The 12991-nt window shown below is 35.3% G+C and carries 16 protein-coding genes; 7 read left to right on the top strand and 9 right to left on the bottom strand.

The annotated features are described in order from the left end of the window. The first annotated feature begins 24 nt into the window (after positions 1–24). Positions 25–1086: a 3-isopropylmalate dehydrogenase gene (gene leuB, locus AB3G39_RS00990; RefSeq protein ID WP_369769640.1), complete on the top strand. Its 1062-nt coding sequence runs from the start codon at positions 25–27 to the stop codon at positions 1084–1086. 113 nt (positions 1087–1199) lie between these two features. Here leuB and AB3G39_RS00995 read toward each other — a convergent pair whose 3' ends face one another. Beyond that, positions 1200–1559: an RNA recognition motif domain-containing protein gene (locus AB3G39_RS00995; RefSeq protein WP_367756708.1), complete on the bottom strand. Its 360-nt coding sequence runs from the start codon at positions 1557–1559 to the stop codon at positions 1200–1202. Between the two features lie 154 nt (positions 1560–1713). Beyond that, positions 1714–2193 (bottom strand): DUF6252 family protein, encoded by a 480-nt coding sequence (locus AB3G39_RS01000; protein WP_367756706.1) that lies wholly within the window; start codon positions 2191–2193, stop codon positions 1714–1716. A gap of 199 nt (positions 2194–2392) precedes the next feature. Between AB3G39_RS01000 and AB3G39_RS01005 the strand changes: the two genes are divergently transcribed. The 6 genes from AB3G39_RS01005 (at position 2393) to AB3G39_RS01030 (ending at position 7392) form a co-directional block, all read left to right on the top strand. Beyond that, positions 2393–2950 carry a 30S ribosomal protein S16 gene (locus AB3G39_RS01005; RefSeq protein ID WP_367773128.1) on the top strand — a complete coding sequence of 186 codons (558 nt, stop codon included), beginning with the start codon at positions 2393–2395 and terminating at the stop codon, positions 2948–2950. A 14-nt stretch (positions 2951–2964) separates the two neighbouring features. Beyond that, positions 2965–3489, top strand: coding sequence for a ribosome maturation factor RimM (rimM, locus tag AB3G39_RS01010; RefSeq protein ID WP_367756702.1), 525 nt, complete (start codon positions 2965–2967; stop codon positions 3487–3489). A 55-nt stretch (positions 3490–3544) separates the two neighbouring features. Next, positions 3545–4258: a tRNA1(Val) (adenine(37)-N6)-methyltransferase gene (locus AB3G39_RS01015; protein ID WP_369769641.1), complete on the top strand. Its 714-nt coding sequence runs from the start codon at positions 3545–3547 to the stop codon at positions 4256–4258. 276 nt (positions 4259–4534) lie between these two features. After that, positions 4535–5713: an acyl-CoA dehydrogenase family protein gene (locus AB3G39_RS01020; RefSeq protein WP_367756700.1), complete on the top strand. Its 1179-nt coding sequence runs from the start codon at positions 4535–4537 to the stop codon at positions 5711–5713. A gap of 91 nt (positions 5714–5804) precedes the next feature. Then, positions 5805–6587: a DUF3050 domain-containing protein gene (locus AB3G39_RS01025; protein WP_367773124.1), complete on the top strand. Its 783-nt coding sequence runs from the start codon at positions 5805–5807 to the stop codon at positions 6585–6587. A gap of 70 nt (positions 6588–6657) precedes the next feature. Further along, entirely contained in the window at positions 6658–7392 is a 735-nt protein-coding gene (locus AB3G39_RS01030) for an SGNH/GDSL hydrolase family protein (protein WP_367773122.1), read from the top strand. Between the two features lie 29 nt (positions 7393–7421). Here the strand turns inward: AB3G39_RS01030 and AB3G39_RS01035 are convergent, their stop codons facing one another. The 7 genes from AB3G39_RS01035 to AB3G39_RS01065 form a co-directional block, all read right to left on the bottom strand. Next, positions 7422–7739 (bottom strand): ferredoxin, encoded by a 318-nt coding sequence (locus AB3G39_RS01035; RefSeq protein ID WP_367756694.1) that lies wholly within the window; start codon positions 7737–7739, stop codon positions 7422–7424. 180 nt (positions 7740–7919) lie between these two features. Next, positions 7920–8159, bottom strand: a complete 240-nt coding sequence (locus AB3G39_RS01040) for a NifU family protein (protein WP_007137123.1) — start codon at positions 8157–8159, stop codon at positions 7920–7922. A gap of 53 nt (positions 8160–8212) precedes the next feature. Beyond that, the gene (locus AB3G39_RS01045) at positions 8213–9340 is read right to left on the bottom strand and encodes a P-loop NTPase (RefSeq protein ID WP_367756691.1); all 1128 of its coding nucleotides are present in this window, start codon (positions 9338–9340) and stop codon (positions 8213–8215) included. 194 nt (positions 9341–9534) lie between these two features. Then, positions 9535–9861, bottom strand: a complete 327-nt coding sequence (locus AB3G39_RS01050; RefSeq protein WP_369752984.1) for an MGMT family protein — start codon at positions 9859–9861, stop codon at positions 9535–9537. A gap of 42 nt (positions 9862–9903) precedes the next feature. Continuing rightward, positions 9904–10542: a LysE family transporter gene (locus AB3G39_RS01055; protein WP_367756687.1), complete on the bottom strand. Its 639-nt coding sequence runs from the start codon at positions 10540–10542 to the stop codon at positions 9904–9906. 55 nt (positions 10543–10597) lie between these two features. Next, the gene (trmB, locus tag AB3G39_RS01060) at positions 10598–11275 is read right to left on the bottom strand and encodes a tRNA (guanosine(46)-N7)-methyltransferase TrmB (RefSeq protein WP_367773118.1); all 678 of its coding nucleotides are present in this window, start codon (positions 11273–11275) and stop codon (positions 10598–10600) included. Between the two features lie 151 nt (positions 11276–11426). Then, positions 11427–12791, bottom strand: a complete 1365-nt coding sequence (locus AB3G39_RS01065) for an ammonium transporter (protein ID WP_369752983.1) — start codon at positions 12789–12791, stop codon at positions 11427–11429. Between the last annotated feature and the right edge of the window lie 200 nt (positions 12792–12991).

Genomic DNA, 12991 nt, shown 5'->3' on the forward strand with positions numbered 1-12991 from the left:
AATCAGTAATAAAAAAATATCATAATGAAATATACTATCGCACTTTTGGCAGGAGACGGAATTGGACCTGAAGTAATCAATGAAGCTGTAAAAGTTTCGGATGCCATTGCAAAAAAATTCAACCATGAAATCACTTGGACACCAGCTCTTACTGGAGCCTGTGCAATTGATGCTGTTGGAGTTCCTTATCCAGATGAAACACATGAAATATGTATGGCTGCTGATGCCGTTTTATTTGGAGCTATTGGTCACCCAAAATACGATAATGATCCTTCTGCACCAGTTAGACCAGAACAAGGGTTATTGTTGATGCGTAAAAAACTAGGTTTATTTGCTAATGTTCGCCCTACTTTCACTTTCCCTTCTCTAATTGACAATTCTCCTTTAAAAAGAGAACGTATTGAAGGAACTGATTTGGTTTTCTTAAGAGAATTAACCGGAGGAATCTACTTTGGAGAAAAAGGAAGAAGAGACGGTGGAGAAACCGCTTTTGATAACTGTGTTTACACAAGAGCAGAAGTACAACGTTTGGCAAAAAAAGGTTTTGAATTAGCAATGACACGCACAAAAAAATTGTGTTGCGTTGACAAAGCTAATGTTCTAGAGACTTCTCGTTTATGGAGAGAAACAGTGCAAGCTATGGAAAAAGATTATCCTGAAGTAACTGTTAGCTATGAATTTGTTGATGCTGTTGCAATGCGTTTGGTACAATGGCCAAATTCGTATGACGTATTGATTACTGAGAATTTATTTGGAGATATTTTAACTGATGAAGCATCTGTAATTTCAGGATCTATGGGATTAATGCCATCTGCATCAGTAGGAGTACATACTTCGCTATACGAACCAATTCACGGGTCTTACCCGCAAGCTACTGGATTAAATATAGCAAATCCATTAGCAACCATATTATCGGCAGCAATGATGTTTGAAGATGCTTTTGGTTTAAAAGAAGAAGCGGAAGCGATTAGAGCTGTAGTTAATAAATCATTGGAACAAGGAATCGTTACCGAAGATTTAGCACCAAAAGGAGCTACAGCATATAAAACAAGTGATGTTGGAGATTGGTTAGTCGCTAATCTATAAAAATAATAATTCCTTTTAGAGATACACTGTAGTGCATCTCTAAAAGGAATATATCAAACAAAAAAGGGGACAATGTAAATTGTCCCCTTTTTTTATAGTTGTTAAAAAGAATATTAATATCCTCCTCTGTTTCCACCACCACGGTTATCTCCACCACGGCTGTTTCCACCATAACCACCACGAGAGTCACCTCCACCACGGTTGTTATTAAAACTTCTTCTTTCTCCTTCTGGTTTTGGCTCAGATTTGTTAACCACAATAGCACGTCCTTGAACAGTAGCTCCGTTCAATTCGTCAATCGCTTTTTGAGCTTCATCATCATTTGTCATTTCAACAAAACCAAATCCTTTACTTCTTCCAGTAAATTTATCAGTAATGATTTTAACTGAATCAACTGCTCCGTAAGCCTCGAAAGACTCTCTTAAATCTGCTTCCTCAATACTGAATGGAAGGCTTCCAACAAAAATATTCATATGTACTTATTTATAATAATTGCAACAAATGTAGTCTAATTTTTTTCTAAACAACTATAAATTAGCTTATTTATGTTTTTATTTTGATTTAAAAAGAAACAAACTACTAAAACTAAACCCTAAAGTGTATGTTAAAATTAACCTCCCACTACTCCTACTGGACTGTTGTAGTTATAGGTATCTTATAAAAAACTCCTTGTTGGAAATTTAAAACTGGTCCAGCCAACGGATTATTGTATATATTTTCCGCATTGAATTTAAAAGTCCCCGAAACGGTATTACTTACAGCATCATATTCGGTAATCTTAATTTGACCGTCACCAATTCCAGAACCAGTGGCAAACGTAATAGACCCATTACTATCTGTTAAGACATAAGTAGCCGTTTTAGAAGAACTAGTTCCTAAAAGGTAAGTTTGAGGCAACTTAGATGTTGTTTTAAAAGTAACAACTTCATTTCCAGAGTAAGCTTCAATAATCAAAGACCCATTAGCGCCTAACGATGCTTTCGTTTGGATAGCACGCCAAAAAACGTTGTCTTTTACTCCTTGAAAAGAAGGATTATTAAACCTTATATCTTCTTGACAAGATATAACGGAAAATAGCACGATAATAAACAGAAAATGTTTTTTCATAAAATGCGTCTTTAAACAAACAAAAGTATAACATTATACATTAAAAAACAGAATTAGGAGCCAAAAAAACCATTAAAAAAGACCTAAAGCATTCTCTTTCATAATAATAACAACCTATTAGTTATTTCAAATAAATTTAATATCTTTGCACCCTTAATTAACAGAGGTCGAGTACCTCAAAATTTAATCATACAAGATTATGTCAGTAAAAATTAGATTACAAAGACACGGTAAAAAAGGAAAACCTTTTTACTGGGTTGTAGCTGCAGATGCACGCTCAAAAAGAGATGGTAAATACTTAGAGAAAATCGGTACTTACAATCCAAACACAAACCCAGCAACTATCGACTTAAACCTTGATAGCGCAGTGAAATGGTTGCACAATGGTGCACAACCAACTGATACTGCTAAAGCAATTCTTTCTTACAAAGGAGCTTTATTGAAACATCACCTTGATGGTGGTATTCGTAAAGGTGCCTTAACTCAAGAACAAGCTGATGCAAAATTAGCTACTTGGTTAGAAGCAAAAAACGGAACTGTTGATGCTAAGAAAGATGGTTTAACTAAAGCACAAGCTGATGTTAAAGCAAAAGCTTTCAAAGCAGAACAAGATGTAAATGCAAAACGTTTAGCTGCAGCTGCACAAGCAGAAGCTGACGCAATTGCTGCTGCAAATCCAGTTGCTGAAGAAGTTGAAGCTTCAACTGAAGAAGAAGCTCCTGCTGCTGAAGAAAACAACGAAGAAACTCAAGCATAATTTTATAAGCGACGATGCGTAAAGAAGATTGTTTCTACTTAGGTAAAATCGCTAAAAAATTTAGTTTCAAAGGGGAAGTTCTTGCCTATTTAGACACGGATGAACCTGAGTTATACGAAAACTTGGAATCAGTGTTTGTTGAATGCAACAAACACTTGGTTCCTTTTTTTATTGAAAATAGCTCACTACACAAAAACGATTTTCTTAGAATTCGTTTTGAAGATGTAAATACAGAAGAAGAAGCGGAAGCCTTATTAGGAAATGACCTATACCTTCCTTTGAAAATGTTGCCAAAACTTACCGGTAATAAATTCTATTTCCATGAAGTAATTGGTTTTGAAGTGGAAGACAAACGCTTAGGCTATGTTGGAGACATCCAATCCATAAACGATACTACTGCCCAACCTTTATTTGAAGTTCTCAAAGGTGATGTAGAAATTCTCATTCCTATGATTGATCATTTTCTTGTAAAAATTGATCGTGAGAATAAAAAAGTCATCATGGACCTTCCTGAAGGTTTGATCGAAATGTATTTATAGACAGATTCAATCGGTTAGTTGTTTAATCGTTTAATCGAAAAAAACTAAACTCTTTATGTCTACATTCCAATTCAAACAATTCTCTCTTGAACAAGACCGTTGCGCCATGAAAATTGGCACCGATGGAGTTTTACTGGGCGCCTGGACTTCAATTGAAAACAATCCCTTTAGCATTTTAGACATTGGAACAGGAACAGGTGTAATTGCCTTAATGCTGGCACAAAGAAGTCAAGCAGAACAGATTGACGCTTTGGAAATTGACGAAGAAGCCTATGAACAATCGGTTGATAATTTTGAAAACTCCCCTTGGAGGGATCGCTTATTCTGTTTTCATGCTGGCTTAGATGAATTCATAGAAGAACCGGAAGACGAATATGATTTAATCGTTTCCAACCCTCCCTTTTATAGTGAAGATTATAAAACCGAAACTGACCAAAGAGATAAAGCACGCTTTCAAGATGCGATGCCTTTTGAAGATTTAATAGAAGCAGCCGACTTATTACTTTCTGAAAACGGAATTTTATCTATCATCATTCCTTTTAAAGAAGAAGATCATTTTTTGGCTTTAGCCAAAGAAAGCGAATTGTATCCTATGAAAATCACCCGTGTCAAAGGAACACCTACTACAGAAGTTAAACGCAGTTTGATGGCTTTTACACGAAACGAAATTTCTGATTTTCCTATCGATGAATTAATCATTGAAACAGCCAGACATATATATACACCTGAATACATTGAATTAACAAAGGAGTTTTATTTGAAGATGTAATTCAAAACCTCTTTTTCTCCATTACAAAAGTTAGTTTTTCTTATTTAGAAAATGCTTTTAACTTGTTGTTTTTTCAAATTCTTACCATTCCAATACTATAAAATGTTATATAGGATAGTTTTTTTATTCAAATATAAAAATATAACAATTTATAATGGTTTTGTTATATTTCTTTGCGTAAATTTGTTTTTTAAAATTACCATTTGATCCATTCTAAAAAAGAATTACAAAAGGTACCCAAACGCTATTTAATTACTAAACAAATAAAAGCTACCTATGAAACCAGATTTATTTCAAGCGCCAGATTATTACTTATTAGACGATTTATTGACAGAAGAACATAAACTAGTCCGTGATTCTGCACGTGCATGGGTAAAAAAAGAAGTTTCTCCTATTATTGAAGAATATGCGCAAAGAGCGGAATTTCCAAAACAAATCGTAAAAGGTTTAGGTGAAATTGGTGGTTTTGGCCCTTACATCCCTGTGGAATATGGTGGTGCAGGTTTAGACCAAATATCATACGGATTAATCATGCAAGAAATAGAACGAGGTGATTCAGGAGTACGCTCTACTTCATCAGTTCAATCCTCTTTAGTTATGTACCCTATTTGGAAATACGGAAACGAAGAACAAAGAATGAAATACCTTCCAAAATTAGCTACTGGTGAATTCATTGGGTGTTTTGGATTGACAGAACCTAATTATGGATCTGACCCCGGAAGCATGATCACCAACTTTAAAGATATGGGAGACCATTATTTATTAAATGGTGCCAAAATGTGGATTTCTAATGCCCCTTTTGCAGACATTGCCATCGTTTGGGCAAAAAGTGAAGAAGGAAGAATACATGGATTAATAGTTGAACGCGGAATGGAAGGATTTACTACTCCTGAAACACATAACAAATGGTCACTACGTGCATCAGCTACTGGTGAATTAATATTTGATAATGTAAAAGTTCCTAAAGCTAATTTATTACCCAACAAATCTGGATTGGGAGCCCCACTTGGTTGTTTAGATTCTGCTCGCTATGGTATTGCCTGGGGTGCTATTGGTGCTGCAATGGATTGTTATGATACGGCTTTGCGTTATGCCAAAGAAAGAATACAATTTGACAAACCAATTGCTGGAACTCAATTGCAACAAAAAAAATTGGCCGAGATGATTACTGAAATCACAAAAGCGCAATTATTGACTTGGAGATTGGGTGTTTTAAGAAATGAAGGAAGAGCAACTACAGCTCAAATCTCAATGGCTAAAAGAAACAATGTAGACATGGCTATTCACATAGCTCGTGAAGCGAGACAAATTCTTGGCGGAATGGGAATTACTGGAGAATATTCCATCATGCGACACATGATGAACTTAGAATCAGTAATTACTTACGAAGGAACACATGACATTCATTTATTGATAACAGGAATGGATATTACTGGAATTCCAGCATTTAAATAATGTGAAAAACTATTAAAGTATTTATAAAATTGATAGCAAAAGCTTCTTGGAAACAAGAAGCTTTTTTATATTTACACCCAAAATAAATTTTATGAATATTCAGCATATCGAGGACACAATTACACCTCAAAAAAAAATATTATTACAACACCCGTTATACGAGAAAGTAAAAACAATTACTGACTTACATTGTTTCTTAGAAAACCATGTCTTTGCTGTTTGGGATTTTATGTCCTTATTAAAAGCATTACAATCCAAGTTAACCTGTACTACTACGCCTTGGTTTGCCACACCAAATCCTGAAACAAGATATTTAATTAATGAAATTGTACTTGCCGAAGAATCTGATTTGACGTTAGATGGTCGCAGACAAAGTCATTACGAAATGTACATAGAAGCCATGAAAGATTGTGGCGCCAATACAATGGAAATTGACAATTTTTTAACTGAGTTAAATTCCTTACAAAACATTTTTGTCGCGATAAAAACAAGCAACTTACATCCTAATATCAAAGCATTTCTCGACTTTACATTTCGTGTTATTGAAGAAGGAAAACCACATGAAATTGCTGCCGCTTTTACTTTTGGTAGAGAAGATTTGATTCCAAATATGTTTACCGTAATCTTAAAAAACTTTCAAACTAATTTCCCAGACACTGATCTAAGCAAATTGATTTATTATTTTGAAAGACATATCGAATTAGACGCCGATGAGCACGGACCAATGGCGATGAAAATGATTACCGAACTTTGTGGTGACGATCCTCAAAAATGGGCCGATGTAGAAGAAGTATCAATACTGGCTTTAGAAAAGAGAATCGGTCTATGGGATGCCATAGAAGAAACAATTACGATGAAAGTAGAAATGGCTTAAAATTTAAAACCAATAAAAGCAGAACAACGTAACTAGTATTAGAATTGATTTAATCCCAATTTTCAAACTAATGAAAAACAAAATTCTAATACTAGTTCTGTTTCTACCCCTTCTTTTCGCAGCAAGTTGCAGCACCGAAGCTGTTATCACAGAAACAACACCAATAGCAACCCCTTCCTCACAAACAGAAGGAAAATCCTATAGCTATTTAGCCCTTGGCGACAGTTACACAATAGGGCAAAGCGTATGTGAAAGTTGTCGATTTCCAGAACAACTCAAGAAAAGCTTGGGCAATACAAATCCAACTAATACTTACCCATTAACGATTATCGCACAAACGGGCTGGACTACTTCCAATTTACTTTCGGCAATTGATTCTCAGAATCCTCCTTCAACGTATGATTTAGTTACACTATTAATTGGCGTAAACAATCAATATCAAAACAGGTCTTTTGCTTTGTATGAAAAGGAGTTTCCCGAATTAGTAACTAAAGCTATTGCTTTCGCAAAAGGTGACAAAGGAAAGGTGATCGTGGTTTCTATACCGGATTATGCTTACACTCCGTTTGGTCAACAAACAGGCAATCAAGGTCGGATTTCAACTGAAATCGACGCCTACAATGCTTTTGCGAAAAAGTATTGCATCGACAATGGGATTGAGTTCATCAACATTACTGACATCACTCGAGAAGGATTAACCGATCCCAATCTTGTAGCACAAGACGGACTACATCCATCTCAGCTCGCTTATTCTAAATTTGTAGAACGTATTTTACCTAAAGCTATTACTGCCATTAAAAAATAAAAAAGTCCCGATGCTATCGGGACTTTATATTAACTTTCTGGAGCCAACTCCAGTTCTAAACCTTCAAGACTTTCAGTGATTGGGATTTGACAACCCAAACGGCTGTTTGGTTTTACATAGAACGCTTCAGATAACATCGCTTCTTCATCATCTCCCATTTCTGGCAAGGCAACGTCATTAAGAACATAACATTGACATGAGGCACACATGGCCATTCCGCCACAAGTTCCTTCTACTGGAAGTTCGTATGCTTTACACAGTTCCATGATATTCATGGCCATATCAGTAGGAGCTTGCAGGTCATGCACTACTCCTTCTCTATCTTTGATTTTTATTAATACATCCATAAACAAATTATGAGTTATAAGTTAGTTAGTTAGTTAGTTAGTTGTGTGTTATAGGGTTTGCATGAGGGATAGAAGCAAGCTACCAAAGTAGTGCGTATAGCCCGACCGTTTTCATAAAAAAGGCCTATCAACACAAAGTGGATTAGCCTTTTTTATGAAAAGGGACATGCCCAACAAAAATTATAGGATATTAACAACAGTTTCAATTTGGGGCGCAAACTTCTTGATGGTCGTTTCCACTCCTGCTCTAAGCGTCATTTGGTTTACGCTACAGCTAGTGCAAGCTCCTTCCAGTCTAACTTTGACATGTTTGTCTTCCTCTATGGAAATCAATGTTATGTCGCCACCATCTGAATTCAAAAAAGGTCTAATTTCTTCGAGTGCTTTTTGAACTTCTATTGTTAATTCTTCTGTTGTCATTTTCTTTATTTAAAGATTGAAAGATTAGAAATCATTTCAAATAGTCTAATTTTTTATTTTTTTACTGCAGAACAACCTGCCATAGTCGTAATTTTAACTGCTTCAGTAGCTGGTAAATTTTCATTTCTACTCACTACTTCTTGAACTACATTACGTGTTATTTCTTGAAAAACAGACTCAATTAACGATCCTGTTTGCATGGCAGCAGGACGACCGTAATCACCCGCTTCGCGAATCGATTGTACGATAGGCACTTCTCCAAGGAAAGGCACTTCTAAATCGGCAGCAAGGTTTTTAGCTCCTTCTTTACCAAAGATATAGTATTTATTTTCAGGAAGTTCTTCAGGTGTGAAATACGCCATGTTCTCCACGATACCCAATACTGGGACATTTATTGCTTCAGACATGAACATGGAAACTCCTTTTTTAGCATCAGCCAAAGCTACAGCTTGTGGTGTACTTACGATCACCACTCCTGTAATAGGCAATGATTGCACAATAGAAAGGTGTACATCTCCTGTTCCTGGAGGTAAATCGATTAACATGAAATCCAATTCTCCCCAATCAGCATCAAAGATCATTTGGTTTAATGCTTTTGAAGCCATAGGACCTCTCCAGATTACTGCTTGACTTGGTGCCGTAAAAAATCCTATAGAAAGTATTTTTACTTCGTAACTTTCTACTGGTTTCATTTTTGATTTCCCGTCAATAGTAACCGAAATTGGTTTTTCGTTTTCTACATCAAACATGATTGGCATAGAAGGTCCGTAAATATCAGCATCAAGGATACCAACTGAGAACCCCATTTTGGCCAAAGAAACAGCCAAATTTGCCGTAACAGTAGATTTTCCTACTCCCCCTTTACCAGAAGCTACTCCAATAATATTTTTTATTCCAGGAATCATTTTTCCTTTTATCTCAGGTTTGTCTGGAACCTCTACTTTACTGTTGATTTTTATTTTTGCTTCAGCAGATACCAATTCAAGAATTGCTTTTTTGATGTCGTCTTCAGCACGTTTTTTTATATGCATTGCAGGTGTATGTAAAACTAAATCCACTACTACCTCATCGCCAAAAGTGATTACATTTGCTATTGCTCCACTTTCCACCATGTTTTTTCCTTCTCCAGCTATAGTAATTGTTTCTAAAGCTTTCAGAATATCTTTCCTGTCTAATTTCATTTTTAGTTTATTGTTTTCCAAAGGCGTTTTAGCACCCGAATATTATCTTTATTTAAACTGATTTCAGATTACAAAGATAACAGATTAAGTTCTTATTCTAAAGGTTTTTGTATTGCATTTATTGATGCGCAGATTAACTGTAGTTATGGATTTAAAAAACACCATTTCTCGAAAGAAAAATGAAACAATCCTAACTATCTTAGGACCTCGGGCTCCCAAAAATGTTTTTCGAACTCGATGATTTGATTGTCGATTACTTGAATCCCTTCGCTTTCTAACAACTGCTGCATGAGATTAGTACCGTCAAAATGGAATTTCCCGGTAAGCAATCCTTTTCTATTCACCACTCTATGCGCAGGTACATCCTCTATATTGTGCGACGCATTCATGGCCCATCCCACCATTCTTGCTGAACGAGCTGTGCCCAATGCTTTTGCGATAGCACCATAAGAGGTTACTCTCCCATAAGGAATAAGTCTAGCAACAGCATAAACACGTTCAAAAAAATTATCGTTTGACATGACTTTATGGGGTAATAAGAAAGGTACTTTTAGGTTCTTTCTTTATTTTTCTAAATAAAATCGTATAATATTAAACAAGGTAATGATAGAAATAACACCAGTAATACTACCAATGATCGTGTTCATATTTTTTAACAGATAATCCGCCTTATTTTCAATGTTTTGAAAGAAACGAATATAACAGTAAAAAACAAAAGCAGAGCCCAAAACTACACCACTGACAAAGGTAAAAATAGTAAGCGTATCAAAGGTAAAAAGACCGTAAGATGCCAATGTAATACTGATAAAAACGTAATAAGGAATGGGAAAAAAGTTCAAAGCAGATAATAACATCCCTAAAAAGAAACGTTTCTTTTTACTTTTCTTGTCAATTTTAGCTTTCTTGATTTTTGGTTTTTTGGCTATCCATAAAAAATAAACCGTTAAAGCGCCAAATATACCAAACCCAATTTCTCGGAACAAAATGACAATATCTGGGCGTATATTTATAATAGTAGCAAATAGAATCGCTAGATAGGCTTGAAAAAAAATGATAATTATAGCCCCAAGAACAAACCAATAGGCATTTCTTCTTCCCTCTTTTAGATTCACTTTGGCAGCCGTCATATTGATTAATCCAGGCGGAATAATCCCTATAACTGCTGTAATAAATCCTAAAAATAAGGGTAAAATAAAATTCATTTATTGGTTGTCAAACATTCAAAATGGGTTACCTATTCCGGCAAAAAACGTATTATTATTCTTTAATTTTAAATCGAATATACGTAATTGCTTTGTTAACTTCCAAATATTGTTTTTCGTAAAAGGTCTGAAAAGCAGTAACTTCCTCTGGACTTCCCTCATTTACATACACATTATGATTGGCATACAATACTTCGTGCCCTTCTCCATGTAGCAAACCAAGTGTGTATCCATGCATAAATTCACTATCCGTTTTCAAGTTGACAACACCGTCTTTTTTAAGTATTTTTTTATACAATTGCAAAAACTCCGAATTCGTCATACGGTGTTTTGTTCTCTTGTATTTTATTTGTGGATCTGGAAAAGTAATCCAAATTTCATCTACTTCATTTTCGGCAAAAATATGATTGATTAGTTCTATTTGTGTACGAATGAACGCCACATTATGCAACCCAGTTTCTACAGCCGTTTTAGCACCACGCCAAAAACGAGCTCCTTTAATATCAATTCCAACGAAATTTTTATTTGGATATCTTTCAGCCAATCCAACGGAATATTCTCCTTTACCACAACCTAATTCCAGCACTAAAGGATTGTCATTCTTGAAGAATTCAGTATTCCAGTTCCCCTTTAAAGGAAACAAATCTCCTACTACCTCTTCCCTTGTTGGTTGAAAAACATTTGTAAATGTTTCGTTTTCCTTGAATCTCTTTAACTTATTTTTGCTTCCCACGATTTTTTGAATATTTGCGCAAAATTAAGGAAATATATAAGACCGAAGGACATGATAGCAAATTTTTTAATTTGACTAACTCGGATTTCTTAATAAAACTCTTCGATACGTTTTTGACTTCTTAGACTACTATTTGCAAAAAATTAATCAGTTATTCAGTGCATTCAATTGGAAACAAGGTTTCGTCATGTTGCGATAAATCCAAACCTATAATTTCTGATTCCTCAGAAACACGCATCGGAATAATTCTATTGGTAATTTTGAATAAAATATACGCACCAAAAAAAGTAAAAATTGACACCAGTACTAAAGCCACCATGTGATGCCCAAAAACACCCCAACCGCCATGAAGTAAACTAGCCTCTTCACCATGAGCAAAAATAGCAGTAAGAATCATTCCCATAATTCCCCCAACACCATGACAAGCAAATACATCTAAGGTATCATCAATTCTATTTAGAAATTTAGCATGCACCACAAAATTAGAAACTATCGCTGCAATAAATCCAAAAAACATACTCTCTGGAACTGATACATAACCAGCTGCTGGCGTAATGGAAACCAAACCAACGACCGCACCAATGCAAGCACCCAATGCCGAAACTTTTCTACCATTAATTCGATCAAAGAAAATCCAAGTTAGCATGGCTGCTGCAGAGGCTGTGGTAGTCGTTGCAAAAGCCATTGCTGCAACTCCATTGGCTTCTAAGGAAGAACCTGCATTAAAACCAATCCAACCAAACCACAGCATTCCCGTTCCTAATAATACAAAAGGAATATTGGTAGGTACATGATTGCTATTGTTTCTTTTACCTAAAACAATTACTCCTGCTAGTGCAGCAAACCCTGCACTCATATGTACAACCGTTCCTCCCGCAAAATCTTTAACTCCAAAAAACGAACCCAAAATTCCAGTAGGATACCAAACCGCATGACACAATGGAGCATAAATAAACAGCGTAAACAAACATATGAAAAGTAGATACGAGATAAAACGAACCCGCTCCGCAAACGAACCTGTAATAATTGCAGGTGCAATTACTGCAAACTTCATTTGAAACAAAGCATACAACATAAAAGGGACCGTAGTAGCTATTTCTTTATGAGGTAAAATACCCACATAATCCATAAAGGCAAAAGTAGTAGGATTCCCTACAAAACTATAAAAACCAGTCCCTATATGTATTCCCATAGGTTCACCAAAAGCCAAGCTAAATCCCACAACAACCCATAACAACGTAACAACTCCCAAACAAATAAAACTTTGCAACATGGTCGATATTACATTCTTCTTTCCTACCATTCCTCCATAAAAAAAAGACAATCCAGGAGTCATGATTAAAACCAAACAACAGGACGTTAACATCCAAGCAACATCAGCTGGAACAATTTGATCCATAGTTCCAAATTGCAATAGAACAGGATTCTTTTCGGTTACTGCTGGCCATAAAACTCCAAAAATACAAACAATACTTATAATTATAAACGAAATAACCCAGCGTTTCTCAATTTTCATTTTAATTTAATTTACCCTTTCAAAATAGGGGGCAAAGGTAAAAAAAAATTGAATTTTATTAAAAAAACGGAGCTAAAGAGGGGAGCAAGAATTGATTTAAGTCAAATTAATAATTTATAGTACCGTTCAATACGAGTACTTGATTTTACGACCGTAATTTGAGCTCTTTTTTGAGAATTATGTTTAAATTAAATTCACAT

The organism is Flavobacterium sp. WC2416, from assembly GCF_041200095.1.
Classification (GTDB): domain Bacteria; phylum Bacteroidota; class Bacteroidia; order Flavobacteriales; family Flavobacteriaceae; genus Flavobacterium.

Coding starts and splice junctions, on each gene's coding strand:
- leuB (WP_369769640.1), top strand. CDS start 25: ATGAAATATACTATCGCACTTTTGGCAGGAGACGGAATTGGACCTGAA.
- AB3G39_RS00995 (WP_367756708.1), bottom strand. CDS start 1,559: ATGAATATTTTTGTTGGAAGCCTTCCATTCAGTATTGAGGAAGCAGAT.
- AB3G39_RS01000 (WP_367756706.1), bottom strand. CDS start 2,193: ATGAAAAAACATTTTCTGTTTATTATCGTGCTATTTTCCGTTATATCT.
- AB3G39_RS01005 (WP_367773128.1), top strand. CDS start 2,393: ATGTCAGTAAAAATTAGATTACAAAGACACGGTAAAAAAGGAAAACCT.
- rimM (WP_367756702.1), top strand. CDS start 2,965: ATGCGTAAAGAAGATTGTTTCTACTTAGGTAAAATCGCTAAAAAATTT.
- AB3G39_RS01015 (WP_369769641.1), top strand. CDS start 3,545: ATGTCTACATTCCAATTCAAACAATTCTCTCTTGAACAAGACCGTTGC.
- AB3G39_RS01020 (WP_367756700.1), top strand. CDS start 4,535: ATGAAACCAGATTTATTTCAAGCGCCAGATTATTACTTATTAGACGAT.
- AB3G39_RS01025 (WP_367773124.1), top strand. CDS start 5,805: ATGAATATTCAGCATATCGAGGACACAATTACACCTCAAAAAAAAATA.
- AB3G39_RS01030 (WP_367773122.1), top strand. CDS start 6,658: ATGAAAAACAAAATTCTAATACTAGTTCTGTTTCTACCCCTTCTTTTC.
- AB3G39_RS01035 (WP_367756694.1), bottom strand. CDS start 7,739: ATGGATGTATTAATAAAAATCAAAGATAGAGAAGGAGTAGTGCATGAC.
- AB3G39_RS01040 (WP_007137123.1), bottom strand. CDS start 8,159: ATGACAACAGAAGAATTAACAATAGAAGTTCAAAAAGCACTCGAAGAA.
- AB3G39_RS01045 (WP_367756691.1), bottom strand. CDS start 9,340: ATGAAATTAGACAGGAAAGATATTCTGAAAGCTTTAGAAACAATTACT.
- AB3G39_RS01050 (WP_369752984.1), bottom strand. CDS start 9,861: ATGTCAAACGATAATTTTTTTGAACGTGTTTATGCTGTTGCTAGACTT.
- AB3G39_RS01055 (WP_367756687.1), bottom strand. CDS start 10,542: ATGAATTTTATTTTACCCTTATTTTTAGGATTTATTACAGCAGTTATA.
- AB3G39_RS01065 (WP_369752983.1), bottom strand. CDS start 12,791: ATGAAAATTGAGAAACGCTGGGTTATTTCGTTTATAATTATAAGTATT.